Below are 25,211 nucleotides of genomic sequence, written 5' to 3'. Positions count from 1 at the left end.
CTCTTTATTAAAAAAAGCCCCTGTCCGGGGCTTTTTTTATGTGCCAACTGGCCGCTCTGCTAATTGCAGAGTACCGACCGGGCGCTCTGTTATCTTAACATCCGATGATGCATGATTCATTTTGACTGCAGCTAAACCACTTAACGTAACGAAGGTGAGAGCTGCACAAAGAATAACTTTTTTCAATTACAATCCCTCCAGGTGCCTCATTTTCTCCTCGGCTAAAATAGCATGTTTAGAAAATTCAAGCGCCTCTTTATAGAGTCCATGCTTCTCACAGTGTTCTGAAATAACCAAAGAAAGATCAAAGACGCTATCAAGGTCATTTACTTCATATAAGTAAGAAATACCACCTCGACAAGTTTCAATGCTTTTACTCTGATCCTGCTGCAGAAGTCCGTAAATAATATTTATTTTAGCCTCATACACCTTATTCTCTTTTCGTTTAAAATATTCCTTTGTCTTTTTATAATAATATGGCATTTTATTTACATCCCCTATTTTATAAAGCTCTTTCAGAAACATATACAGGGAATTTATATAATAAACCGAGTCCCTCCAATCTTTATTTCTGATGGCTTTTTTCAAGGCATTTATACAGTCTTGGGAACGATTTGCTGCAGAATATGTAATACTTAAATTATGATGTATTAATGCGGTAAATAGTGAATCGTGTAGAACTCTCGAAATTCTGATTGCTTCTAAAAAACTTTCCTCCGCTTTTTCGTAAAGCCCTAAATCAGTATAGTTTTGCCCGACAATCATAAGAGACGTGGCAAGCTTTCGTTTATAGCCTTCGTTCTCTCTATAAATTTGTACAGAGTCATTGATATAATTCAAAGAAATTAGACTCTGCCGCAGCATCATATACATAGACGCCACTTTCGAATAAAATTCAGCCCGCTCTATACAATCGGGTATATCTTTCAATTTTTTCTCGGCTATTTTGAACAAAGTAATTGCTTTCTCAAAATTCCTTTTGTGCGACTCATATAACGCTTCAAATAGAAAGAAATAATATTCAATCATATGGTCTGTTTTTTTTATTTCCTCAGCGTGGTTTTCATTAAAATATGAATGAGGCGGAAGCTCCTCCCCTTTCACCTGATACAAAAGCATTTTATGCCTTTCCTCCAACAAAGAATAATACATCAAAACTTCCTGATCCTCTTCCATCTCATCAAACAATGGTTTGACCTCTTCAAAATATTTCTCAGCAGACTCAGCGTCTTGTTGTTTTATCGCGATATACCAATCATTTAATATATTTGCAACACATTCAGAAGCCAGTTTACTCATAAGATAAACCCCTCTTTCTACAAATATTCTAAATTTTCTCAAACAATATTCTAGCATACCTTTAACATAAAATGTAATTAATAGGATTTTTTTCGACATCACGCAATTTTCTCTTTCGACATCGCGCAATTACAAAAAAAGGCTATTTACCCACTTTTTCAGAACGGTATTATAGCGGACTATTTATCTCCATTGTCGAATTTACACTTCGCTGTCCCTATTCTTAAAAAATAACAATACCGGTATAATTTGGGTCGTAACGAATATACAATAGGGAGTGTGATTGTTTGAAGAAATTCAGGTCAGCTTTATTTTTGTTTTTGGTCACTGCATTGGTTGTAGGTATTATGCCCAACTTTAAAGCCAAAGCAGAAAGCAATGAAATGTTGAACATCCCTGCATCAATGTCAAATGATACTGTAGGTGAGAATGTTTTTGAGATTGATGGGGAAAAGTATGTCTATTCTTACGACTTTACTGACCCAGCTGTGAATAAAGCTAAAGTTACTGAGGAAAATGGGGCAGTTACAAAATTTGAATACAACAACGAAACAAACACACTTTATAAAAACGGTGAGGTCGATTTTAACCTTACTATGGAGGAAGATGGGGTATTTTCTTCTTCTAATATGTCAACTATGAAGATACCGCCCGGTGGAAAATACATGGGGAAATACAATTATAAATACAATTTGAAAGGCGTTTCTGTCGGTGTGGCAGCCACAGCTATTTCAACAATAACAAAAACACCTTACAACGTAGTATTCGCTATTGTAGGGTTTTTAGCAGGTACCCAAACAACTGCATACTATACAGTATTCCAATATCGTTATGCCTTTAAATGCAGCGCATACCCTTATGCTAATAGAACAAAATTCTACGAAGACTCTAAAAGAAAGAAAGTCCTTAAAACGGCAGACAGTCCCAAATTCTTTGGAAGCAGGCCAATCCCATCAACTTGCCGACCATAAAAACGAGGTGAAAAAATATGCAACAAGAAAAAACAACGTCTAATATTAACAGGATATTAAAAAGATATATCCTACTGTTCCTTGTTTTATGTGCATGTTATTTTGTTTACATGGGCGTTTTGGGTAATAAATTCACTCCAGTCCCATTGATTATTTTCATCGCTGGATCAATTATTGGGGAGTTAATCAGAATAGGAAGAATGAGAAGATAGGGGGTTACATCCTCCTATCTTTTTTAAAACACACAAGCTTCACAAATTTGTTTTTACCCATCTTTCTTTTATGCTCGGTATATGACAGTGAAGACAATAACATCGAAACAGATGAAGTTAAGTGTACGCAAAAGAATTTAATTTTTAGTCTTGGGGAATTTGTACATTCTTTCATTTGATGTTCTGTTCCCAAATCCTCCATCCTCCGTCGTTGTCTACCGGCCATGACACGAGGCGCATAAGGGCAGCCATTTACTTGAATCCCAGAATAGGTTCATGCCGCCTTTATGCGGAACGATGTGATCGACAACTGTATCCGAGGTTCTTCTGCCCTGCATTAAGCAGGCGGCACATAACGGATGCTTGGGCAGGTAGCCAGCGCGCGACTGCCTCCACTTGCTGTTATACCCCCGTTTGGCAGCTGATTCCCGGTATTGGTCATAGGCCGGCTTTGTTCTCTGTGCTGTTCTCTGTGCTGTTCGCAGTAGTCCTCTCGTGTCAGGATAGGACATCCGGGTTTATTGCAAGGCTTCAAAGCTTTCTTCATTCCAATCCCTCCAATCATATTCTTCTTATACTGCTCCCCGCACTCAGAGCGTTCACCGCCGTTAGTCATCCCGAGATTTAGCAGACACAGTTTACAGAGAATATAAAAAAAGGTGATTATGACTATTTCAGAGCTTTCCCTCTACCCTGAAACGATCCTTTCCTTCAATGTTCATTTGCACTCGAACCTGCACTACTCAAATAAAAAAGCGTCATCCCTAAAATAAAAACGCCTTCCCGTTTGGGAAGGCGCCTAATATAATTTCAACTGTCTAACCTGGAAGACTTTTCTTAAAAACGAACCAAAAGATATAATCACCATTATTTTTTTTTATTTATTTTCCGGTTTTTTTTCGCTAGTTTCTTTAGGTTTTTCTTTTTATTTTTATTTTGATTGGTTTTCCTTTTAGGATTAGTTCTTTTTTTCTCAGATGAAGGAAAGTAATGATTAAAAGGCCTAGCCTCAATACCTTTATTTATATAACTAAACTTACGAGTTTGATAAACAATTTCGGCTAATCCTATACAAGTCCTCATTAATTTAAAACATTCTTGAATAAACTCTGTTAAATATAAACTTTCCGTACTACCTCTACTTACATCACCTGAAGGGTAATATTTCAACTTCTGCGTATCAACATTATAGATGTAACTTCTATGTGCTATTGCATTTCGTAATCGATTATCAACTTTTGAGACAAATATTTTATCAAAGCTTTCTTGTCCATTTATAAATTCCAGCTTTCTCCCCTTTTTTTGCATTTTTTGATAATCCTTAATTTCTTGGATACTATCAATTACATTACTTTTCATTTCTTTAAAATCACCACGATGTTTCAAATTATTGTAAGCAACGATTAAATTTAAAACATCGCTTATATCTTCAAAAGTGTCTGTATAAAAATCCTTGATATCCTCAAAATCAACCGTTGTCAATCCAAGTTGTTTTATTGATTCCTCTCTGTGTTTTATGTCTGAATAAAAATCCAATCCAAAAATAGGAATAAACATATGGAATTTTTGGACAAACTTATCAAGAGTATTGAATAATTTTTTCTCGTAAGATCCTAAATTATTTTCAAAATGATTTGCAAGTAATAACAATTGTGTCGAGTTTATATTTTTAAGTTCATTAAATATATGATCTGTTATTTTCTTGAAATATCCTCCCGCAAAAATTTGAATAAACCGAGTATTTAAAAAATGGACTGCTCTCAACAATTCTAATTCGTTATCTACAGGAAACGGTGTTTTATCTAAGACATTATGAAGTTCTTTTCTCAAATATCCATGGCTCTCATTGAACCATAATTCATTAATCCGTTTAACTATAGGCCATTCATTATCAATTTTATAAAGGAATAAAAGAGTGCTTCGCTTGAAATGTTCTATATTCTCCCCCATAACAAAAACACCATTTTTAAAAAAGGGACTGAAAACGTCACTCTTCGATTCAGTATATATACGTATCTTATCTGTTAAAAGCTCACCTGAAACTTCCACTATAAAATCAGGCAATTGACCTGGATCAAGAGGATTGACATTTTTTAATTTAATAGAATACCCTGCATTTTTCTGGTCTAAATATACATTTCCATATATAGAAATTTTGCAATTTCCACATCTGATTCTAACTGGATATTTATCTAGCCAACCCAGCTGAACCTTTATACGAGTAATACTTTTACATACATTACACTGATAGTCTCCTGTAACAACCATAAACTTCACCACTCTTTAATATATGCCTACCATCTCTCTTAGACAATCAGTTAAACTTTAAACATAAGCGTTTTATTGATTTTTCTTATTTTATGTTTCGATAATGCTTTTTTGGCTTCACATATTATTATCGGTTAAAAACTAATTTATTTGGTACTATTTACGAAAATTGCCGAAAGATTTTTTCGGTGTTCGAATAAAAAAATGATCGTATTCGTATATATTCTTTCTAAACCGATTCCGTACTCAACCGTTACCAGCCAATCTTTTATCCCGGGAATTACCGGGAGCAGTTTACAGAGAAATATAAAAAAGGGACCCCGCTCATCAGCAGTGCCGCTTCCTTTACCATAATACTATATCTAAAACAAAATGGTGTGCCGTTATCCTGCCAAGTTTGTGCCAAAATTAATTCGAGTTGCTACTGTCTTTCATAATGATCGGCGCAAAAATCGCACCAGTAACCTTCAAACATCCATTTACCTTCATGGTTTATACTTATACGTTGTCCACATTTAAAGCACTCCTTGATTTCGTGTTCCGCAAAACAAATCGCACAGGCTCCAGGATCTACTCCTAACCTATTGTCTGCAGCTACCGACTGTTCTGAGCATTCGTCGCATACCCAATCTAAAACTATTTGGGGAGCCCCATTCTTAACTGTATCGTACTCATACCAATAAATGTCGTTTCTGATCATTTCCTTTCTAGCTTCTTCAGCCCTTTCTTGAACTATTACATAATAATCAGTGCCTTCAATATAACTAAAATAAAACTCATGATAATTGGCTAAGACATTTTCTAACTCCACACTAAGTTCTAAATCAATAAAGCGTCCGATGTAATGTAACAGAAACAGCATATTTTCTTCTTTTTCTTGTCCAAATGCAAACTCATAATGAACTGCTGAATCTCTAAGTAGCTTTAAAATGTCGTAAGCACTCTGCTCATCATCAGTTATTGGGTTTTGTAATACTGCTTTTATTCTTCTGTATGCGTTCCCCACGTGAACTGTGGCTCTATAGCCTGTATCATAATCCTCCTTTTTATTATTATTTGATGCAAAAATTGCTTCTTCTCCTTCAACTTGTCGAAGTTTTTCTAATACAAATAAATCTAATGAATTTATTAGATTGATAATAGATTGCTTCATATCTGAAATTGAAAGCCTTTCCTCATATTCCTGTAAATGATGTAATCCGTGCTGTAAATAATCTATTGCATTATCTAGCAAGCCTAGGTTTCCCATTTAAAGAAGCCCCCTAATAAATTATGATTTGAATTATAACATGAGACGTCAGTTCCGAATTACCCATATGTTATATACTGTGCAACTGCCCGAAGCGCCGTCAGCCCTCGCCACCCTTGTTTTCAAGCAATATGACTAAAATGAATTCCACATATGCTTTTTGAAGGGAATCAATAAAAATATGCAAAAAAAAGGCTCATCTTGTTTATGAGATGAGCCTGCTTATATCTTGAATTTCTTCATAGCGTTGTTCATGGCATCCTGATTGATTCCAATGAATCGAAGGGTTGTCCGTCCTGCAGCATGGCAACATCTTTTGTTTGCTTGTAAAAATGGTACCCGAATATTTTCCTCAGCGTGTGCGTACCTATATCATCCAAACCAACGTACTCAGCGGCAGCCACCGACGGGACACCCCGCTCTAATTCCCTGTTCGTTCTGTTATCTAGAATAAAAAAAGCACCCGATCCGGGTGCTTCATACATTAAAATCATCGTCCTTCCTTCTTCAATCACACCATACTCAGCTGCGGTTCAAATAATTCATAGTGAATCGATTCCGGCGGTGTATTGAATTCAGAAATCAGCTTTTTCATTTCTTTAATGAACGACGGTGATCCGCACAGGTAAAAATCAGCATCTTTATCTGTCATCACTTCTTCTAACAGCTGTTTGTCAATCCGGCCTTCCCGAAAACGAATGTTTTCTGAACGGTCTTGTTCGGACGGTTCGCTGTAAATAAAGACGGTGTCAGCGGATGAGTGTTCCGCGGCTTCTTCAGCTTCATGCCGCAGCGCATGATACTCTCCGCTCCTTGCCGCATGGATAAAGAGAACGTTTCGCTGCGGCTGGGTTTTGGCAACCGTCTTTAACATGCTGATCATCGGGGTAATTCCGACACCGGCACTGATCAGAACCAGATTCTTTTTGGAATCAGGGTCTAATACGAAATCCCCGGCCGGAGCGCTGATCTCAATTGAATCCTTTTCGTGTAATTGGTCATGCAGATATGAAGAAACAATTCCGTCTTTTTTCACGGAAATCCGGTAATAATCCTTACCGGATACATCCGACAAACTGTACTGGCGGATATGCGTATAACCCGTGTCCGGAATGTATACTTTTACACTGATATACTGTCCCGCTTTGAATTCGGGGAGAACTTGTCCGTCTTCCGGTTTTAAATAAAACGACGTTATCTCTTTGCTTTCTTTTACCTTTTTATCAATTTTAAACGCCTTATCGTCTTTCCAGCCGCCTTTTTGCGTTTCCGCTTGTTCATACATGTCCTTCTCAATTCCGATAAAAGCGTCTGCAATGACGCCGTATGCTTTTTCCCATGCCTGAATGACCTCAGGAGCAGCCCCGTCTTTTAGCACATCCTTTATCGCGATTAACAAGTACTTTCCAACGATTGGATAATGCTCGGGCTTAACACCGATACTCCGGTGCTTATGGCTGATTTGTTTGACGACGGGGACTATGTTTTCCAGCCGGTCAATATTGGCTGCGGCCGCAATCACAGCATTCGACAAGGCCGTACGCTGTGTTTTTTTCTTTTGATTCGTCTGATTAAAGATATTCAGCAGCTCAGGGTGATGCTGAAACAGCAGGTCATAAAATCGGCCTGTGATTTCTTCACCATGCTCTTCTAAGACCGGCACTGTGCTTTTAATGATTTCAATCGTTTTTTCATCGAGCATTCTGAAATCCCCCTAAAGATGTATGCATCTCGATTGACCTGAGAAAAGAATCGTTTTTGAATTCTTTTTTATAGATTTCCCCGTTCAAAAAGGGTTAGCCATTCCAATTTGAGACGGCTTCAGGAAAAACCAGAAAAACGAAATTGCAGCTGAAAAATTGTGGACTTGCCATGGTGTACTTGTCCGATGCAAAATCCTCCTTTTCAGCATTTAATAAAGTACGGGAGGTGAGATGAATGGGTAAAAAATCGAAAGTGTATTACTGTGACCCTAAGTATATTGTGACTGACAAGTATACTGACAAAGAAGTGGTTTACGTCCATCCCATCAAACACATTAACAGAGAACATATCCGTTATGTTCCCCGCCACGTTTATCAGGAAGAAACAATTCACGAAGTCATTGATCCGGGCGATCCGGGGAAATGCGGGTGTAAAAAGGATAAAAAAAGACGCAAAAAGTAATTGGTTCGATTTCTTGCCTTATCTCAAGTTAAACACGTAAGTTTCAGCAGACCTCCGTACCTTTTGGCTCCTCTTTTTCAGAGGGGTCTTTTTTTCATGCCGTATCTTCAAGCAAATACGTTGTGAGGCGGCAATCCGCCTGATATTCTTGTCATATACAAATTCACAGGAGGCATGATGTATGAGCAAAAAAATCGCAGTTCTGATGACAGATCAATTTGAGGATATTGAATATACAAGCCCGGCGGAAGCATTTAAAGAAGCGGGACACAGTGTGGTGACAATAGATTTGGAAGCAGGGAAAGAAGTGACGGGCAAGCACGGTGAGAAAGTAAAGATCGATCAAGCGATCTCAGACGCAGACCCAAAGGAATTCGATGCGTTATTGATTCCCGGAGGCTTTTCACCGGATCTTCTGCGCGGAGATGACCGCCCGGGTGAATTCACTAAAGCATTCGTGGAAAATCAGAAACCCGTTTTCGCGATCTGCCACGGCCCGCAGCTGCTGATTGATACCGACCTTCTTAAAGGAAAAGATATCACTGGATTCCGCAGCATCCGCAAAGACTTAATCAATGCCGGCGCACATTATAAAGATGAAGAAGTCGTCGTGAGCCATAACATCGTAACGAGCAGAACGCCTGACGATTTGGAAGCCTTTAATCGTGAATCATTGAACCTGCTGAAATAAGCGAATAAAAATGCACAGACCCGTTCAGTCTGTGCATTTTTTTATGGATTTATAAAGAAACACCAATCGTTAGACCTATTCTCTTCCCCATCCATAATAAGTAAAATAAAGAGTGGGTTTTTCAACACTCGACGGGAGGTTCACTGATGTGGATGATCATTTTGCTGCTTATCATTTTAATCGGTTTTACCGGTAATATCGTCTCGCTTTTGAGAGCGCAAAAACACGCATCTCAAAGAATAATCGAGCTTTTAGAAAAGCAAGGCCGAAAATAATCTGTTAGCGCTGTGTTACCCATAATAGTAATAATAATTCCGGCAGATTTCCTGAAATATGATTTGATGCCCTTTCTCGTTCGGATGAAGACCTTCTGACATGCACATGCTTCGGAAAGCGGGATTATACGGGTCGATGAGATCTGTATCAAACAGGTCGGCATACGGTACAGAGAGGAGTGTGCAGGCTTCTTTTTGGGCTTTCACATAGTCAGCCAGCTTCAGGCCCAGTTTATTTTTATCAGTATCACGGCGGACGATTTTTCCTTTTGATATTTTTGCTTGTCTCGTTGGGGTCACCACAATGATGCTCGCGCCTTTATTTCCGCTTCGCAGCTGCTGAATCACTTGACAGAAGCCTCCGTAAAATGTGGTGATATCCTTTTCATCTGTGCCGATGGGAATGTGGTTGCACCAATCATCATCTGTTCCCTGGACAATAATGACATCATGTCCCTTTGTTTTAAGCGCTTGCTGATAAATGTTATCGCTTCCGTTGTTGCTCATATTAACGCCGCTGACAGAGAGATTGGTTATTTCAGCGTCTGTCCGGTCTTTCAGAATGTCACCAAAGCCGTATTCCGCACGCAGCCCCCGGGCGACGCTGTCACCTAAGATCGCGATCTTTGAAGCCTTCCGCAGCCTGCTTATGCTGATGAAGTCAACGCTGATATGCCCGCTGTCCGTGATATGCAAAAGCTTGCTGCTTATGTTTTGCGAAGAGACTGTCTTTCCTTCAGAGTTATAAAAGTCCTCATTCAGCTTCATTCGGCGTCATCCCTTCCTTTTTATCCTCCGGCATCTTTTTTTGACACGAAAAACGGACACGAACAAACAGCGCCATGTTGTCAGTTCAGTGTCCGCAGATGATGATACCGGATCTTTTATGCAGTTCTCTTGCCATTATAGCAGATCTCCGTTACTTGTAATAGAGTCTGCAGTCAGCATTTAAAACAGCGCTTGCGGGTACGTTTTTGATGGGACCGTCTGCTGCGTGAACGGTGTGTCCGGTGATGGCTCCGTCTTCTGCTGCGGGAGCGGTGTGTCCGGTGATGGCTCCGTCTTCTGCTGCGGGAGCGGTGTGTCCGGTGATGACTCCGTCTTCTGCTGCGTGAACGGTGTGTCCGTTTTCTGCTGCGGGAACGGCCCGAACATTTTTTGGAAACCGGTTCTTGGTATAAATACTCCCCTAAACCTTCTCTTTCCGCAACGGCAACTCCATGTTCAATTTCTTTAACAGAAATAGCGTTCAATTCTGTTCACCTCCCTTTTTCTTTACAACATAACGTATGAAATGTATCCCTCACGTGTATAAGCTTCTCTCTCATATGAGCGAGAAATGGACATTTATACAACAAAAAGACCCGTGGGAACGGGCCTTTTGCAGGCATTTTGCCGGGAACAAACGCAAACATAAGATCGATTTATTTCTTCCTCTCGCTCTCCGGCTCGGGGTGAATCATTACCTGTGCTTGTTTGAATTCATCCGTAATATCTCTTTCAATGCGGTCACACAGGTCGTGCACGTCTTTAATCGTCACGTGAGAGGCTACGACCAGGTGAAAATCAATATACTCTTGCGGGCCGGAGCGTCTTGTACGAAAATCGTGAATTTCAATAAATTCCTGTTGAAATGTTTCGATAATTTTTAAAATTGTTTTTTCTTCCTCTTCCGACAAACGGGTATCAATCAGCGGCGGGAATGCTTCTTTCATTAATTTAAACGCTTCATATATGATATACACCGCCAGCACCATACCTATAATGGGATCAAGTATGTACCACTCCGTTAAGGTAACGACCAAAAGGCTTGCCGCTACGCCTAATGATGTGTACACGTCAGTCAGTAAATGCAGGGCATTTGATTTCATTGCCACGGAATTAACCTTTTCGGCTTCTCTTTTTACGAACTTCGAAACGATCAAATTAATGAGAGCCCCAGCAAGCATCACAACAATTCCCAATACGGGCAGATGAACCGGCGCCGGGTTCACCAGTTTTTGAATGCATTCATATATCATCCAAATCCCTGCCGCAAAAATCAGAATCGTCTCGATGGTCCCCGACAGATTCTCGACTTTTCCATGACCGTACGGATGCCCTGTATCAGCCGGCTTTTTTGAAATCCTGACGGAGATAAAGGCGATGAAGGCGGCGATCAAATCTAAAAAAGAATGAATGGCTTCAGAAAGTATCGCGACAGATCCGGTTATTATCCCCACCACTATTTTGAGCATGACGACCAGGGAATTGCTTATAACCGATAAAAAAGCGATTTTAGAGGTGTTTTCCACCGTGATCCTCCTCTTTTTGACTTCTTGTATTTATCGTATCAAACGGCATTCGTGTGGGTCTACGGCAACGTTTTTCACAAAAGCCATACATGTAACTCATCATAAACTAAGTTGGAAAGCGACAAAACAGGCGAACCTTTCTTTCAGCACTCAAGTCCCATTGACAAGATATAACCGCTTACATTATAGTAGTTTCATGAATAACCACTACGGAGGATGTTTATGGACGATGTTCTGAAAGAATTACAGAAGTTTGGATTTTCTCAATATGAATGTAAAGCATATATCGGCTTGTTGAAACACTCGCCTGTTACCGGATATGAAATCAGCAAAAGGTCAGGCGTCCCCCGCTCAATGATCTATGAGGTATTGGGGAAATTAGTTGATAAAGGCGCTGTCCATATTGTACCGTCTGATCCGGTTACATATGCCCCGCTGGCCGGAAAGGAATTAATCGACCGGCTCCGGCACGATTTCGAGAGCTCATTCGGCTACCTTGAGGAAAAGTTATTGGCGCTGGAAAGCGAGCAGGAGATGAATGTCATCCGCCGCATCAGCACGAATGATCATGTCATCAATGAGATGAAGGATATGATTGAAAAAGCCGAGGAAGAGTTGTGGCTGTCTGTCTGGGAACAGCAGATTCCCTTTATTCAAGAAGCCGCTAATAAACGCGCCGCCGAACAATTGCCCGTCTTTTCGATTGTGTTCGGCCCTCCGGAAGTGAAGCTCGGAAATACGACAAATCATAATATGTCTCCTGAAGTGGCGGAGAAACGGATGGGCGGAAGATTAACGATAGCTGCCCGAGATAATAAAGAAGTCTTAATCGCCAATTTTTCTCCGCAGACGAATGCCTGGGCCATTAAATCAGAAGATCCCGCTCTCGTTCTCGTGGCCATGGAATATATGAGGCACGATCTGATGTTCGCAGAGCTTGTGAAAGAAGTCGGGGCTGAAAAAGTTGAAGGCCTGATGAAACAAAACCATTCGTTATTTCATGTCGTCACCGGAAATCGGTTCATATAAATGTGAACCGTATTTTCTTTGATTTTTTCATTAGTCGTTATCATTATAATCTCTATGAAAGGAGTATAAAAAATGATTAACACAGAAGTGCAAAAAACCGCCGTTTCCCGGGAAATGAACGATACGTTTTTACAGGGGGTGCGGGATTGTGTGCCTACGCTGCTGGGCTATATGAGCATCGGTTTTGCTTTCGGCATCGTCGGCGTTGCCTCTCATCTAAGCATTCTTGAAATCTGTTTGTTATCCTTGTGTGTCTATGCCGGCGCCGCCCAATTTATTATTTGCTCGCTCCTTGTTTCCGGGAGTCCGATTTCCGCCATTATTTTAACGACGTTTATCGTCAATCTGCGGCACCTTCTGCTGAGCCTGACCATCGCGCCGTATTTCACGAAATACTCTCTGGCGAAAAATATCGGCTTCGGGGCTCTGCTTACTGACGAATCTTTCGGAGTAGCGGTGAACAAAGCGGCTCAGAACGGCAGGTTACACGATAAGTGGATGAACGGCCTCAATATAACCGCTTACATGTGCTGGGTTATTTCCTGCGTGATGGGCGGGCTTCTCGGGCAATGGATATCTGATCCTTACGCGCTCGGCCTGGACTTTGCTTTGCCCGCTATGTTCGCGGCGCTGCTTGTGCTGCAATTGCAGTCATCCGCTTCGGAAAAGCTGAAGCACAGCCTCTCCTTAATTCTCTATATGATCATTTTTATGGTCTTGTTATCGTATTTCGTCCCGTCACACATCGCGGTCATCGTCTCAACCGTGATTGTGGCAACGATCGGGGTGGTGACGGACAAATGAGCATCAGCACACAAATGATCTGGATTATACTCGGCTGCATGATTGTTACACTTGTGCCGCGCATTGTTCCGTTTATATTTGTCCGGAACATTCAGATGCCTGAATTGGCTTTAAAATGGCTCTCCTTTATTCCGCTTTGCATTTTGACTGCTCTGGTAACGGAAAGCATGATTGTGAAAACAAACAGCGCTTTGACCTTTGATTGGAAAGCAATGATCGTTCTCATCCCGACATTGCTTTGTGCGATGCTGACAAAAAGCTTATCCATCACGGTCATCACAGGAGTCGTGCTGATGGCCGCCGTCAGGCTGATATGGTGACAATCAAAAGCCTCCATTCCGCAGAATGGAGGCTTTACCTTTATGATATCGGATTTTCTTCTTCCGTCTCTGATTCCTCGGCTTCGGCTTCGGCGTTTATGCTTTGCTGCTGTTCCCAATGATCCCGTTGCAATCTTTCTTTGGCGATGGTAAACATAAAATTCACGGCGCAGCACCCCTTCCCTGTTTTGCTTATACCATGTACTGTACTCATTTCCCCGTGCAGTATTCACAAAACATAAAAAAGCAGCCTGCCGCATGGAGCGGCCGGACTGCTTTTTATTTTTAGTACGTGATCAGGAAGTATTTTTTCTTTCCGCGGCGCAGTACGGTAAATTGATCTTCAATGCGGTCTTCCGCAGTCAGAAGATGCCCGATGTCCGTCTGGCGCTCGCCGTTAATGTAAACAGCTCCGTTTTGAATGTCTTCGCGGGCCTGCCGTTTTGAAGGCGATAATTTAGATTCCACTAGCACGTCTACTAAAGACAGTTCTTCAGAGCGGTCTTTTTCAAACGAAGGTACATCTTTAAATCCTACCTTGACGTCTTGAGCAGAAAGCTCTTTAATATTGCCGCTGAACAGCGCCTGGGAGATATGAACGGCCTGCTCAAGCGCTTCGCGGCCGTGTACAAGAACCGTCACCTCTTCAGCGAGACGTTTCTGCGCTTCTCTTTTCTCAGGAGCCGTCTCCGTTTTTTCAGCATAAGCTTCAATTTCCTCTTTTGACAAGAAAGTAAAGTATTTTAAGTATTTGACGACGTCGCGGTCATCTGTATTGATCCAGAACTGGTAGAATTCGTACGGCGATGTTTTTTCTTTATCAAGCCAAATGGCGCCGCCTTCCGTTTTGCCGAATTTCGTGCCGTCAGCTTTTGTGACGAGCGGAATGGTAAGACCGAAAGCTTTCGCCCCTTCTTCTTCTGATTTTCTGATCAGTTCAAGACCGGCCGTGATGTTGCCCCACTGGTCACTGCCTCCGATTTGGAGTTTGCAGTTCTTTTCTCTGTACAGATTCAGAAAATCGTAGGATTGCAGGATCATGTAGCTGAATTCCGTGTAAGAAATTCCGGTTTCAATTCTTGAGCTTACAGTATCTTTCGCAAGCATGTAGTTAATTCCGAAGTTCTTTCCGACGTCGCGGAGAAATTCAATGATGCTCAGCTTTCCGATCCAATCAAAGTTGTTCGCTATGACAGCGGGATTTTCTCCCGCCTCGAAATCTAAAAATCGGGAAAGCTGATTTTTAATTTTTTGCGACCATTCGACAACGATATCCTGAGTATTTAACGTACGCTCCGCTTTTTTGCCGCTCGGATCGCCGATCAGTCCCGTCGCGCCGCCTACAAGCGCAATCGGATGGTGGCCTGCAAGCTGGAAACGGCGCAGTGTCAATATCGGCAGAAGGTGTCCGATGTGCAGGCTGTCAGCCGTCGGGTCAAACCCTGAGTATAAACGGATTTTTTCTTCGTTCAGCTGTTTATTCAGTCCTTCTTCATCCGTCATTTGCTGGATTAAGCCGCGGAATGATAAATCCTCTAATAAGTTAGTCATTTTGTCTGCTCCTTTGTTTATGAAAATAAAAAACGCCCCTTCGTTTAAAACGAAGGGACGATATAATCGCGGTACCACCCTACTAATAAAAGCATAAAAAAGCTTTTATCACTCTTTTTGATAACGGACCGTGTCCGTTCTTTCACTACTGAAAGCCTTGGAATGACTTTGTTCGCAAAAGCGGTTCATGAGTGTATTCGGCATATCTTATGTGCTGATTTTCACCGGCCATCAGCTCTCTGGAACAATCAGATATCCTACTTGTCTCAATCAAAACCTTTTCGTATGAAGCTTACTCATTTTTAACATAAATAAAATACGATGTCAACGCCGTCTTTAATCTTCCATTGTGGACAGGTCGCCTGCCGGCAGGTTCAGCTCCCACGCCTTCAGCACACGTCTCATGATTTTTCCGCTCCGTGTTTTCGGAAGTTTATCTTTGAATTCAATTTCCCGCGGTGCGGCATGCGCGGCAAGCCCCTGTTTTACAAAGAGGCGAATGTCCTCCTTCAGCTGATCGGATGGCTCATGCCCTTCTCTGAGCGCGATAAACGCTTTAATAATTTCTCCCCGGACAGGGTCCGGCTTTCCGATGACCCCGGCTTCGGCAATCGCCGGATGTTCAACAAGTTTGCTTTCGACTTCAAACGGGCCGACGCGCTCGCCGGATGTCATAATGACATCATCGACTCTGCCTTGGAACCAGAAATAACCGTCTTCATCCATATAAGCAGAATCTCCGGAAACATACCAGCCGCCCGGCATGAAATAAGAATCATATTTCTCTTTGTTGTTCCAAATGGAATCCATCATCGACGGCCAGCCCTTTTTAATGGCGAGATTTCCCATCCGATACGGCGGAAGCTCATTTCCCTGATTGTCAACGATCGCCGCTTCCACTCCCGGAATCGGTTTCCCCATTGAACCCGGCTTGATCTCCATGCAAGGATAATTGCAGATGAGCTGTCCGCCCGTTTCTGTCATCCACCACGTGTCGTGGATGCGCTTGCCGAATACTTTATGTCCCCACTTGATGACCTCGGGGTTCAGAGGTTCTCCGACACTCAGGACGTGACGGAGTGAAGTAAGGTCAAATTTGGATGCCATTTCATCTCCGGCGCCCATAAGCATTCTGAAAGCCGTCGGAGCGCTGTACCAGACGCTGACACCGAGCTTCTCGATCGTGCCGTACCAGTTTTCCGGACTGAATCTGCCGCCGACGATCACGTTCGCCGCTCCGTTCAGCCAGGGCGCAAATATCCCGTACACCGTCCCGGTCACCCAGCCCGGGTCCGCAGTGCACCAGTAAATATCGTCTTCTTTAAGATCAAGCACCCACTTGCCGGTCTGGTATTGCTGAATCATGGCTTCATGAACGTGGAGCACACCTTTGGGCGTTCCGGTAGATCCTGATGTGTAGTGAAGCAGGTAGCCGTCTCTTCTGTCCATCCATTCAATATCAAGTCTCGTGCTTTCTCCCTCAGCCGCTTTATCATAATGGATGATTTTATCTCCCGCTTCTTTGCTGCCGCCGACAATGAAAATATGCTCGAGGTCGGGCAGGCTGTCCGCCGGAATCCGTTCGGCCAGTTCAGGTGTCGTCACGACAACCTTTGCCTGGCTGTTCAACAGGCGGTCTTTGACGGCGCCTTCCATAAACGCTTCAAATAAAGGGCCGGCGATCGCACCGATTTTAATTGCGCCGAGCATGATAAAGTAAAGCTCCGGCGAACGCGGCATGAAAATAAAAACGCGGTCCCCTTTTTCCACGTTTCCATACCGTCTCAGTACATTTCCCGCCCGATTCGATTCCTCCATCATTTCTTTAAATGTGTATTTTTCATCCCGGTTTGCGTCCTTGTAATACAGCGCTACTTTGTTTTTTCGAAATGATTCGGCATGACGGTCAATCGCTTCGTACGCCGCATTCAGCTTCCCCGTCTGATGCCAGGAAAACTCCGCTTCGACCTCTTTCCAATCGAAGCTGCGGTACGTTTCCTCATAATTTCGCAGATGATAATTCCCCTTTTCCGCCGGCAACGCTTTCAAATTCATGCAACATCCCCCTTTGCTTATCTATAGACTAATTATAGTAGATGTTCACAGTTTTCTCAATTTTTAAAATATAAATTACAACACTATTGAAAACGCTTTATATTTTGTTATGCTTAAGAGAGATGTGTTTTTATTAAGAACCGACAGGCGGTGAATCAGTGAAACATCATAAAACGTACCATTCTTCATCAATTCAGACAGCAGCCGGCCCTCTATTGGTAGAAGGGCCCGTTCCTCCAAAGGACCTAGCACAGTATGAGTTTCATGAAGGCCTGACAGCCTTTCGCCTTCCTCATGAACAGCACAAAGCGTTAATCGAGATCGCCGGGCTTCCTGAAGGTCGGATCATTATCGCCAGGGACGGACAGACGATTATCGGCTATGTGACGTATTTATATCCTGATCCGCTTGAACGGTGGTCTGACGGAAATATGGAAGACCTCCTTGAACTCGGTGCGATCGAGGTCGCTCCCGGCTACAGGGGCTGTTCTGTCGGAAAAACGTTGCTGACAGTCAGCATGATGGATGAACAGATGGAACGGTACATCATCATGACGACGGAATATTACTGGCATTGGGATTTAAAAGGAATGAAAAAAGATGTGTGGGAATACAGAAAGATCATGGAAAAGATGATGAATGCCGGGGGTCTTGTCTGGTTTGCAACGGATGAACCGGAAATCAGCTCTCATCCTGCCAATTGTCTGATGGCCCGCATCGGCAGGCACGTCAGTCAGGAGTCAATTGAACAGTTCGACAGGCTTCGTTTTTATCAGCGATTTATGTATTGACTGACATACAAAGGGGATAAAAAGATGATTGCAGAACAAATCATGAAACGGGACGTCATCACCGTCTCAAAACACGACTCCATTGAAACAGCCGTCCGTAAAATGAAGGTATATCATATCCGCCATCTCCCTGTCATCGACGACGAGCTGCACGTCACCGGTATTGTCACAGACAGAGACATTAAACAGGCCGGCCCCGGCAGCTTTGAACAAAAGGAACGCGGCGCGTTTCTGACAAACAAAGTGGAGACCATTATGAAGCGGGATGTCATCTGCGCCCATCCGCTTGACTTTGTGGAAGAAATATCCGCCTCCTTTTATGAGCACGGCATCGGCTGTCTGCCGATTACGGTAAACCATAAGCTGACGGGCATTTTAACGAAAACCGACGTGCTCCGGACTTTCGTCAGCCTGACAGGCGCGGCCCAGCCGGGATCCCAGGTGGAAATCCTGGTGACGGATATGACAAAAAGCCTTGCTGATCTCAGCTGCATGTGCCGTGATCTTCAGCTTCAAATCCTGAGTGTGCTCGTCTATCCCCATGATTCCGCCGGGTCGAACATTCTCGTCTTCCGGGTGAAGACGATGAATCCGCTCCCTTTTATCCGTGCCGTTCATGAAGCCGGATACAATGTCTTATGGCCGAAGCATTTGAGGGATCAGCCATGAAAGACAGCGTTTTTGTTTACTCGCCTTCTTATCAGACGTATCAATTTCATCAGGATCATCCGTTCAATCAGCAGCGCGTGCTTTTAACATACGATCTGCTTCAGGCGGCGGACGCGTTTGACGAAGGAGACATCGTCATTCCGCGCACGGCCTCTAAAGAAGAGCTGGCTCTCGTTCATACAGAGGATTATATACAGGCGGTGGAACTTGCGGGTGCGGGCCGGCTCCCTGCCGCAGAAGGAGAAAGCTACGGTCTCGGAACGGAAGACACCCCCGTTTTTGCCGGCATGCATGAAGCTGCGTCGCTTCTGGTGGGCGGCACCTTAACGGCGGCTGATTACGTCATGACGGGACAAGCTAGGCACGCCTGCAATTTAGGAGGCGGCCTTCACCACGGCTTCCGCGGCAGGGCGTCAGGCTTTTGTATCTATAATGACAGCGCCGTGGCCATCCAATACATCCAGAAGAACTACGGGGCAAAAGTGTTATACATTGATACAGACGCCCACCACGGCGACGGCGTTCAATTTACGTTTTACGACAGGTCTGATGTCTGCACTGTTTCTTTTCACGAGACCGGGCGTTATTTATTTCCCGGGACGGGGCAGGTACTGGAAAAAGGAAGCGGGCAAGGCTACGGCTATTCTTTTAACATTCCGCTGGACGCTTTCACAGAGGACGATTCCTTTCTCCACGCTTACAAAACGGCCGCCTCAGAAATCGCGGCTTTTTTTAAGCCGGATGTCATACTTACCCAAAACGGTGCGGACGCCCATTATTACGACCCGTTGACACACCTGTCCAATACAATCTCCATTTATCAGGAGATCCCGCGGCTCGCTCATTCATTAGCCCATCAATATTGCAGCGGCAGATGGATCGCGGTCGGCGGCGGCGGATACGATATTTGGAGAGTCGTCCCGAGAGCATGGAGCCGCATTTGGCTTGAGATGAAAGGGATTGATCCCGGGGAGCGCATACCGCAGAAATGGATTGATAAATGGCAGAAGCACTCCCCCTGCACGTTGCCCGCTTTTTGGAGTGATCCTGAACAATTATATCCTCCGATTCCCCGTAAAGAAGAAATTTCAGAAAAAAATGCCCAAACCGTGGAAAAAGCTCTTTTTGCCATCCGGTCTGAGCAGCGGTATAAAACAAAATAAAAAACGACCTTATGAGGAGGTCGTTTTTTTGATCACAATTTCTACACGGCGGTTTTCTTTCATATGTCCGGGACTTTTGTTGTCCTTCACAGGTTTCGTATCCGCATACCCGGCAGAGATAAACCGTTTGGCGGAAAAGTCTTCATTCGCGGTAAAATACCGGATCACACTCGCCGCTCTTGCAGACGACAGCTCCCAGTTCGACGGGAATTGATAGGTGGAAATCCGGCGGCTGTCCGTATGGCCTTCTACCTGTATGTCATTCGGAATTGTTTTTAAAAGCACCGCGATCTGATGCAGAACCGGCTCGGCGTTTTTCAGCACATCCGCTTTTCCCGTCTGAAACAGAACGGCCTCCTGCAGCACAAGAACCACTCCGCGCTCATCGCGCTTCGCCGTCAATTTGGAACTCAAATGATGCGCTTTTATGTATGTCTTCACGTTTTGTAACAGCAAATCCTGTTCTTTATTTTCGTTTGCTTTGTCTGATGACGCCGGTTCACCCCCGCCGCCGTTTGTATGAATCGATGAAACGGCAGATTGAAATTTTTCCGCGTCTATTTGCGACATCGAAAAAAGCAAGATAAAGAACACGAGAATGAGCGTGATCAAGTCAGCGAACGTCACCATCCATCTTGGTGAACCGCCGGAATGTTCCGGTTTGTTTCTTCTTTCAAAACGCTCTTTTCTAAGCTTCATGGACAGCGCCCTTTTTCTTGTTCGCAGGCTGTCCTTTACGCCAGTCTTCTCTTGAGCTGAAGACGACGAGCTGACTTTCGAGGTTGCGGGGATTTTTGCCCGATTGGATGCCGACAACCCCTTCGATCATGACCTGTTTGATGAAAATTTCACTTTCCGTTTTTTCTTCAAGTTTTGCCGCGATTGGAATAAACACCAAATTGGCAAGCAGCGCTCCGTACAGCGTCGTCAATAGCGCAACGGCCATGTTCGGTCCGAGGGTATGCGGGTCATTTAAATTTTTGAGCATAAGAACGAGTCCGACGAGCGTCCCGATCATTCCCCAGGCGGGTGCGAAATCACCGGCTTTTTCAAAAACGCGTCTTCCTTTTCTGTGTCTTTCTTCCATTGCGGCGATCTCAGAATCCATCACCAGCCGGATCGTTTCCTCGTCCCAGCCGTCAATCGCAAGCAAAAGCCCTTTTTTTAAAAACGGATCCTTGATCTCCCGCGCCTGGTCATCCAGAGACAGCAGCCCCTGCCTGCGCGCCTGCTCCGAAAGGCTGACAAATACTCTGACAAGCTCTTTCACATTGTCATCCTGACGGGAGAATACCTGTTTCAGAACAGAAGGGGTTTTCTTTAAATCCCTCGGCGGAAAGCTGATAAAGACCGCCGCGGCAAGGCCGCCTGTGACGATTAAAAAAGAAGTCAGATCCAAAAATGAACTGATTCCCGCCAGTCCCGTCCCTGACAGAATACCGATTGCGACAATAATACAGCCTAACATAAAGCCAACGGGCGTCAGATAATCAAAACGTTTCATATCTTCTCCTTACTCAAGTAAAAAAGCAAGATTCCACCCCTCAGAGTGAAGCTTGCTTTTCCGTTTTTTTATGACTTGGTTGATTGTCTTAATTCGATGCGGTGAGGCAATTCGACGATATGCTCTTCAACCGGCTCTTTGTTCATCAGTTTTGTCAAAAGTCTCATCGCCACGGCGCCGATGTCGTACGTAGGCTGCACGACTGTTGAAAGCTGAGGGCGGACCATCAGGCTCAATCTCGTATTGTCAAAACCGATAATATCAAGATCATCAGGTATCGAAAGACCTTGATCTTGGGCCGCATGGATAATGCCGAGGGCCATTTCATCCGTCGCAGAAAGAATCGCCGTCGGTTTCCGGTCAAGGCCCATCAAGCTTTGAAGCGCCTCCATACCGGAATCATAAGTGTAATCGCCTTCCGCTACGAATTGCTCGTTAAACGGAATCGCCGCTTCTTCAAGCGCCCGTTTGTACCCTTGCAGTTTTTTCGAGCGGTTGATCGGCTCTTGCATCGGTCCGGAGACGAAAGCAATATCGCGATGCCCTTTATCAATGAAAAGCTTAACGGCATCATAAATCGCCTGTTCATAATCAATGGCGACAGAAGGCGTCTCGCCCTGTTCTTCCACTGATGCCGCCAAGACGATCGGCACAGGAGAGCGCTTAAATTCTTCGACATGCTCGTCCGTAATGTTGCCGCCCATAAATACGATACCGTCCACTTGTTTGCCGAGCATCGTATTTAACAGATGCAGTTCTTTCTCAAGATTTTGATCCGAGTTGCTTAAAATAATATTATATTTGTACATCGTCGCGATATCTTCAATTCCACGCGCAAGTTCCGAGTAGAAAATGCTTGAGATATCAGGGATGATGACGCCGACCGTTGTCGTTTTTTTGCTTGCAAGCCCTCTTGCCACCGCGTTCGGACGGTAGCCGAGCCGGTCAATGGCTTCCAATACTTTTTTTCTGGTCGTCGGTTTTACATTCGGGTTGCCGTTCACGACGCGGGAAACAGTCGCCATACTGACATTTGCTTCTCTGGCCACATCGTATATCGTAATGTTGCTCACTGAAACCACTCCTTTTACTGGATACACTTATCCTTATCTATAGCATAAACACTTTATGTAAAGAAATGTCGTACGATTTCGCATTCTGTCGTTTATGATTGTAAGCGTAAGTCAGTAGTGTACATTATTTTTCATTATTCATCAAATTTAAATATCTCTCATGAAATTATACACGTTTTTCCCAGTGATGAAAACGTTCACTTTCATTTTATAATTAAATAAAATGAAGATACGAAAAAAAGCCGCGCGAGGCGGCCTTTAAAGAGCAGAACGTTGTATTATGCTTTTACTTTCAGCATCGGCTTTAATTCGTTCAGCCATTTCTCGAATTCAGGGATATCCATCTGCTGCGCAGAGTCTGACAGGGCAACGGAAGGATCAGGGTGAACTTCGGCCATCACGCCGTCAGCGCCGATCGCAAGCGCCGCTTTTGCTGTCGGAAGCAGGAGATCGCGGCGGCCTGTTGAGTGTGTGACGTCAACAAACACCGGCAAGTGAGTTTCCTGTTTCAAAATCGGCACGGCAGAAATGTCGAGCGTGTTTCTCGTTGCCGTTTCGTACGTTCTGATTCCGCGTTCACAAAGAATGATTTGGTCGTTTCCTTGTGACATGATGTATTCAGCTGCATTGATAAATTCTGAAATTGTTGCGGCAAGACCGCGTTTTAACAATACCGGCTTTTTAACGGAGCCGGCGGCTTTCAGCAATTCAAAGTTTTGCATGTTCCGCGCGCCGATCTGAATGACGTCAATGTAATCAATCGCTTGCTCAATGTGGGCGGGCGTTACGATTTCACTGATCACCGCGAGGTCATATTCATCAGCGACGCGTTTGAGAATTTGCAGGCCTTCTACACCGAGACCTTGGAAATCATACGGACTTGTGCGGGGTTTAAACGCGCCCCCGCGCAGGATTTTAATGCCTTGTTTTTTCGCTGCGGCCGCGACTTCGGCAACCTGCTCATAGCTTTCTACGGCACAAGGTCCGACGATGAATCTCTGATCGCCGTCACCGATTTTTTCGCCTTTAATGTCAACGATCGTATCTTCTGCTTTTTTCTTCCGGGAGACGAGCAACGCTTTGCTGTGATCCTCTTCTTGAAGTTCAAGTCCGGCTTTGAAAATTTCTTTGAAAATATGCTGGATCGTTGAGTTTTCAAATGGGCCGTCATTGCTTTCAATAATGCGGTTAAGCATTGTACGCTCTCTGACAGGGTCAAATCGGTTGACACCCTGTGCTTCCTTTGCTTTACCGATTTCTTTTACAACGGCTCCGCGTTCATTGATTAATTTAAGGATTTCTAAGTTTAGTGCGTCTGCCTGCTGTCTTAGGCTCTCTAATTCCTTGTTGCTCATCTTTTTCATCCCTTCTATGCTATGTTTTATTTTAATGGTTAACATGCATCTTACTACAGTTATGCGAAAATAGGAATATGAAATAATAAATTTTTTCACATTCGACTTTATCACCAAAACGCTTTTAAGCTTTTATGCGTTGAAGCAGTATATATTGATATCCTACATGATCCGGCTGAAATGATCAATAGTTTTTTTCAAAAAAAAACCGCCGGTATCAACCGGCGGCCAGCAATTATGAAAGGTGCTGCTCTATTGCGTTTTTTGTGATTTGTGAATGAGACGCGTGCCATTTCACTTCGCCGTTTGTAATGACGAATACTTGCGGGCTTTCATGTTTCACGCCGTATGTCTCGGCGATATAGTTTGAAAGCGGCCGGCTGTCCTGCACATGCAGGTAATAAGAAGGTACTTCTGAATGCTCCGATGCAAAGACGTCAAACTCCTGAAACGCGGCTTGGCTGATCGGGCAGGTTGTGCTGTGTTTCAAAAACACGAGCGTGTTTTCTTTCTCAGCGGCATTTTTGAACTCTTCTTCAGATGATATCAGCTGTTTTGTCATGTCGGTTATCTCTCCTTATTGAAGGTCAGCGATTTGCCTGACCGGCTTTTTCCCCGGCGTCTTCCGCTTCGGCCTTGATGCTTTGGGCCGTGTCCTGCATTTCGCTTCTCGTCTCTTCGGCTTTCTCGGTTAGTGTGCTCTTAGAACGGTCTTTTAAATCCTTCACTTTATTCATAATCTGGCCTGACTGATCAGCTACCAGCTGGGTGATATTAGATGTTTTGTCCTTGGCGATGCTGACATATTGAGAGCCTTTTTCTTTCGCGTCAGCCGTCATTCTGTCCGTCTTATCCTTTAACGCAGAAGCCTGACTGCCGAGATCGTCGCGCAGCTCCTTACCTGATTTAGGCGCCAGAAACAACGCCGTTGTCGCGCCGATAATTCCCCCGATCAGCGTTCCGATTAAAAAATCCTTACTATTGATTCCATCTTTGCTCATTATGATTCCTCCTTAGTGGATTTTTCTTATGATTAAAGCGATGTTTTTTTCTTTTGCTTCCACTTGTCCCATATTTCCATAGCGGCCTGGCTCCAGGTGACAACCTGACTGATCTTATCCTGATTCTCTCTTACAGAGGCCGTAACGGAACCTGCTGCCTGCTTTATGGATGTATTAAACTGCTGGACGGAAGTTCCCACTTCCTGAACAGCATGGACAACCGTATTTAATTTCTCTGATTTTTCCTGAATGTCTTCCGCGAGACGGTTTGTCTTATGTAACAGCTCGGCTGTCTCTGCGGTAATGCCTTTCATCTGCCCTTCAAGGCCGTCTAAAGTCGAGGCTACGTTTGTTAAAGTCATCTGCACGGACTTTAATGTTTTGGACAGATAGATGACGAGGATGAGAAATGCAACGGCAATGAGTGCGACGCTTAAGTAAAGAATGATGATCATCTAATACCTCCTTATA

Annotated in this window: 29 protein-coding genes, 2 pseudogenes and 1 other annotated feature; of the genes and pseudogenes, 10 read left to right on the top strand and 21 right to left on the bottom strand. The window is 43.8% G+C overall.

Annotation, left to right across the window (positions count from 1 at the left end):
* Positions 1 to 36 precede the first annotated feature (36 nt).
* A complete protein-coding gene (locus tag ACWJJ4_RS05745; RefSeq protein ID WP_162886258.1) occupies positions 37 to 186 on the bottom strand; it encodes a PhrK family phosphatase-inhibitory pheromone in 150 nt (49 codons plus the stop codon).
* Positions 187 to 1,299, bottom strand: a complete 1,113-nt coding sequence (locus ACWJJ4_RS05740) for a response regulator aspartate phosphatase (protein WP_454021502.1) — start codon at positions 1,297 to 1,299, stop codon at positions 187 to 189.
* Between the two features lie 287 nt (positions 1,300 to 1,586).
* Here ACWJJ4_RS05740 and ACWJJ4_RS05735 point away from each other — a divergent pair, with 287 nt between their 5' ends.
* Positions 1,587 to 2,270 carry a hypothetical protein gene (locus ACWJJ4_RS05735; protein ID WP_454021501.1) on the top strand — a complete coding sequence of 228 codons (684 nt, stop codon included), beginning with the start codon at positions 1,587 to 1,589 and terminating at the stop codon, positions 2,268 to 2,270.
* A 427-nt stretch (positions 2,271 to 2,697) separates the two neighbouring features.
* Here the strand turns inward: ACWJJ4_RS05735 and ACWJJ4_RS05730 are convergent, their stop codons facing one another.
* The 5 genes and pseudogenes from ACWJJ4_RS05730 to hmpA all read right to left on the bottom strand — a co-directional run bounded on the left by ACWJJ4_RS05730 (position 2,698) and on the right by hmpA (position 7,701).
* Positions 2,698 to 2,820, bottom strand: coding sequence for an HNH endonuclease signature motif containing protein (locus ACWJJ4_RS05730; RefSeq protein ID WP_454021500.1), 123 nt, complete (start codon positions 2,818 to 2,820; stop codon positions 2,698 to 2,700).
* A gap of 529 nt (positions 2,821 to 3,349) precedes the next feature.
* Positions 3,350 to 4,750: a metal-binding protein gene (locus tag ACWJJ4_RS05725; protein ID WP_095324133.1), complete on the bottom strand. Its 1,401-nt coding sequence runs from the start codon at positions 4,748 to 4,750 to the stop codon at positions 3,350 to 3,352.
* Between the two features lie 421 nt (positions 4,751 to 5,171).
* On the bottom strand, positions 5,172 to 5,999 hold the full coding sequence (locus ACWJJ4_RS05720) for a hypothetical protein (protein WP_454021499.1): 828 nt from the start codon (positions 5,997 to 5,999) through the stop codon (positions 5,172 to 5,174).
* Between the two features lie 222 nt (positions 6,000 to 6,221).
* Positions 6,222 to 6,400 (bottom strand): annotated as a pseudogene (locus ACWJJ4_RS05715) (site-specific integrase); the annotation flags it as partial.
* Between the two features lie 110 nt (positions 6,401 to 6,510).
* Positions 6,511 to 7,701 (bottom strand): NO-inducible flavohemoprotein, encoded by a 1,191-nt coding sequence (hmpA, locus tag ACWJJ4_RS05710; RefSeq protein ID WP_252206599.1) that lies wholly within the window; start codon positions 7,699 to 7,701, stop codon positions 6,511 to 6,513.
* Positions 7,702 to 7,937: 236 nt separating this feature from the next.
* Here hmpA and ACWJJ4_RS05705 point away from each other — a divergent pair, with 236 nt between their 5' ends.
* The 3 genes from ACWJJ4_RS05705 (at position 7,938) to ACWJJ4_RS05695 (ending at position 9,131) form a co-directional block, all read left to right on the top strand.
* Entirely contained in the window at positions 7,938 to 8,165 is a 228-nt protein-coding gene (locus ACWJJ4_RS05705) for a hypothetical protein (protein WP_003152402.1), read from the top strand.
* Positions 8,166 to 8,346: 181 nt separating this feature from the next.
* Positions 8,347 to 8,856: a type 1 glutamine amidotransferase domain-containing protein gene (locus ACWJJ4_RS05700; RefSeq protein ID WP_025285115.1), complete on the top strand. Its 510-nt coding sequence runs from the start codon at positions 8,347 to 8,349 to the stop codon at positions 8,854 to 8,856.
* A gap of 146 nt (positions 8,857 to 9,002) precedes the next feature.
* On the top strand, positions 9,003 to 9,131 hold the full coding sequence (locus ACWJJ4_RS05695; protein ID WP_255219918.1) for a hypothetical protein: 129 nt from the start codon (positions 9,003 to 9,005) through the stop codon (positions 9,129 to 9,131).
* A gap of 15 nt (positions 9,132 to 9,146) precedes the next feature.
* Here ACWJJ4_RS05695 and ACWJJ4_RS05690 read toward each other — a convergent pair whose 3' ends face one another.
* The 4 genes and pseudogenes from ACWJJ4_RS05690 to ACWJJ4_RS05675 all read right to left on the bottom strand — a co-directional run bounded on the left by ACWJJ4_RS05690 (position 9,147) and on the right by ACWJJ4_RS05675 (position 11,425).
* A complete protein-coding gene (locus ACWJJ4_RS05690; protein WP_029973317.1) occupies positions 9,147 to 9,899 on the bottom strand; it encodes an SGNH/GDSL hydrolase family protein in 753 nt (250 codons plus the stop codon).
* A gap of 180 nt (positions 9,900 to 10,079) precedes the next feature.
* On the bottom strand, positions 10,080 to 10,286 hold the full coding sequence (locus tag ACWJJ4_RS05685) for a hypothetical protein (protein ID WP_454021498.1): 207 nt from the start codon (positions 10,284 to 10,286) through the stop codon (positions 10,080 to 10,082).
* A gap of 47 nt (positions 10,287 to 10,333) precedes the next feature.
* Positions 10,334 to 10,384 (bottom strand): annotated as a pseudogene (locus tag ACWJJ4_RS05680) (hypothetical protein); the annotation flags it as partial.
* Between the two features lie 171 nt (positions 10,385 to 10,555).
* On the bottom strand, positions 10,556 to 11,425 hold the full coding sequence (locus ACWJJ4_RS05675) for a cation diffusion facilitator family transporter (RefSeq protein WP_070082220.1): 870 nt from the start codon (positions 11,423 to 11,425) through the stop codon (positions 10,556 to 10,558).
* A 222-nt stretch (positions 11,426 to 11,647) separates the two neighbouring features.
* Between ACWJJ4_RS05675 and ACWJJ4_RS05670 the strand changes: the two genes are divergently transcribed.
* From ACWJJ4_RS05670 to ACWJJ4_RS05660, 3 genes are all read left to right on the top strand, one after another.
* A complete protein-coding gene (locus ACWJJ4_RS05670) occupies positions 11,648 to 12,454 on the top strand; it encodes a TrmB family transcriptional regulator (protein ID WP_025285117.1) in 807 nt (268 codons plus the stop codon).
* 72 nt (positions 12,455 to 12,526) lie between these two features.
* On the top strand, positions 12,527 to 13,258 hold the full coding sequence (locus ACWJJ4_RS05665; RefSeq protein ID WP_077722711.1) for an AzlC family ABC transporter permease: 732 nt from the start codon (positions 12,527 to 12,529) through the stop codon (positions 13,256 to 13,258).
* Positions 13,255 to 13,578, top strand: a complete 324-nt coding sequence (locus ACWJJ4_RS05660) for an AzlD domain-containing protein (RefSeq protein WP_003152394.1) — start codon at positions 13,255 to 13,257, stop codon at positions 13,576 to 13,578. The genes ACWJJ4_RS05665 and ACWJJ4_RS05660 overlap by 4 nt, the downstream gene beginning before the upstream one ends.
* 40 nt (positions 13,579 to 13,618) lie before the next feature.
* On the opposite strand, the gene sr7p is transcribed toward ACWJJ4_RS05660, so the two are convergent.
* The 3 genes from sr7p to acsA all read right to left on the bottom strand — a co-directional run bounded on the left by sr7p (position 13,619) and on the right by acsA (position 17,184).
* A complete protein-coding gene (gene sr7p, locus ACWJJ4_RS05655; protein WP_255219922.1) occupies positions 13,619 to 13,744 on the bottom strand; it encodes a small protein SR7P in 126 nt (41 codons plus the stop codon).
* A gap of 119 nt (positions 13,745 to 13,863) precedes the next feature.
* Positions 13,864 to 15,129: a tyrosine--tRNA ligase gene (gene tyrS / locus ACWJJ4_RS05650; protein ID WP_007613147.1), complete on the bottom strand. Its 1,266-nt coding sequence runs from the start codon at positions 15,127 to 15,129 to the stop codon at positions 13,864 to 13,866.
* A gap of 50 nt (positions 15,130 to 15,179) precedes the next feature.
* Positions 15,180 to 15,412: a binding site (T-box leader), on the bottom strand.
* A gap of 53 nt (positions 15,413 to 15,465) precedes the next feature.
* A complete protein-coding gene (gene acsA / locus ACWJJ4_RS05645; RefSeq protein WP_014418650.1) occupies positions 15,466 to 17,184 on the bottom strand; it encodes an acetate--CoA ligase in 1,719 nt (572 codons plus the stop codon).
* Positions 17,185 to 17,342: 158 nt separating this feature from the next.
* Between acsA and ACWJJ4_RS05640 the strand changes: the two genes are divergently transcribed.
* From ACWJJ4_RS05640 to ACWJJ4_RS05630, 3 genes are read left to right on the top strand one after another with little or no spacing between them, the layout of a single operon-like run.
* Positions 17,343 to 17,975 carry a GNAT family N-acetyltransferase gene (locus ACWJJ4_RS05640; protein ID WP_003152390.1) on the top strand — a complete coding sequence of 211 codons (633 nt, stop codon included), beginning with the start codon at positions 17,343 to 17,345 and terminating at the stop codon, positions 17,973 to 17,975.
* Positions 17,976 to 17,999: 24 nt separating this feature from the next.
* Positions 18,000 to 18,644: an acetoin utilization AcuB family protein gene (locus ACWJJ4_RS05635; protein WP_077722714.1), complete on the top strand. Its 645-nt coding sequence runs from the start codon at positions 18,000 to 18,002 to the stop codon at positions 18,642 to 18,644.
* A complete protein-coding gene (locus tag ACWJJ4_RS05630; RefSeq protein WP_071391487.1) occupies positions 18,641 to 19,807 on the top strand; it encodes an acetoin utilization protein AcuC in 1,167 nt (388 codons plus the stop codon). Before ACWJJ4_RS05635 ends, ACWJJ4_RS05630 begins: the two co-directional genes overlap by 4 nt.
* Positions 19,808 to 19,816: 9 nt before the next feature.
* Here ACWJJ4_RS05630 and motS read toward each other — a convergent pair whose 3' ends face one another.
* The 7 genes from motS to ACWJJ4_RS05595 form a co-directional block, all read right to left on the bottom strand.
* Positions 19,817 to 20,506, bottom strand: a complete 690-nt coding sequence (gene motS, locus ACWJJ4_RS05625; protein ID WP_070082224.1) for a flagellar motor protein MotS — start codon at positions 20,504 to 20,506, stop codon at positions 19,817 to 19,819.
* A complete protein-coding gene (motP, locus tag ACWJJ4_RS05620; protein ID WP_003152386.1) occupies positions 20,496 to 21,311 on the bottom strand; it encodes a flagellar motor protein MotP in 816 nt (271 codons plus the stop codon). The genes motS and motP overlap by 11 nt, the downstream gene beginning before the upstream one ends.
* A 68-nt stretch (positions 21,312 to 21,379) precedes the next feature.
* Complete coding sequence (ccpA, locus tag ACWJJ4_RS05615; RefSeq protein WP_003152385.1) at positions 21,380 to 22,384, bottom strand: catabolite control protein A; 1,005 nt, start codon at positions 22,382 to 22,384, stop codon at positions 21,380 to 21,382.
* A 278-nt stretch (positions 22,385 to 22,662) separates the two neighbouring features.
* Positions 22,663 to 23,739, bottom strand: a complete 1,077-nt coding sequence (locus ACWJJ4_RS05610; protein WP_003152383.1) for a bifunctional 3-deoxy-7-phosphoheptulonate synthase/chorismate mutase — start codon at positions 23,737 to 23,739, stop codon at positions 22,663 to 22,665.
* A 235-nt stretch (positions 23,740 to 23,974) separates the two neighbouring features.
* Positions 23,975 to 24,301, bottom strand: a complete 327-nt coding sequence (ytxJ, locus tag ACWJJ4_RS05605; protein WP_076851348.1) for a bacillithiol system redox-active protein YtxJ — start codon at positions 24,299 to 24,301, stop codon at positions 23,975 to 23,977.
* A 25-nt stretch (positions 24,302 to 24,326) separates the two neighbouring features.
* Entirely contained in the window at positions 24,327 to 24,740 is a 414-nt protein-coding gene (locus tag ACWJJ4_RS05600; protein WP_003152380.1) for a YtxH domain-containing protein, read from the bottom strand.
* A gap of 32 nt (positions 24,741 to 24,772) precedes the next feature.
* On the bottom strand, positions 24,773 to 25,195 hold the full coding sequence (locus tag ACWJJ4_RS05595) for a DUF948 domain-containing protein (RefSeq protein WP_003152378.1): 423 nt from the start codon (positions 25,193 to 25,195) through the stop codon (positions 24,773 to 24,775).
* Between the last annotated feature and the right edge of the window lie 16 nt (positions 25,196 to 25,211).

The organism is Bacillus sp. JK62 (assembly GCF_053663455.1).
The sequence above is the reverse complement of the archived record's forward strand: the minus strand, read 5'-3'. Positions and strand labels throughout refer to the sequence as shown.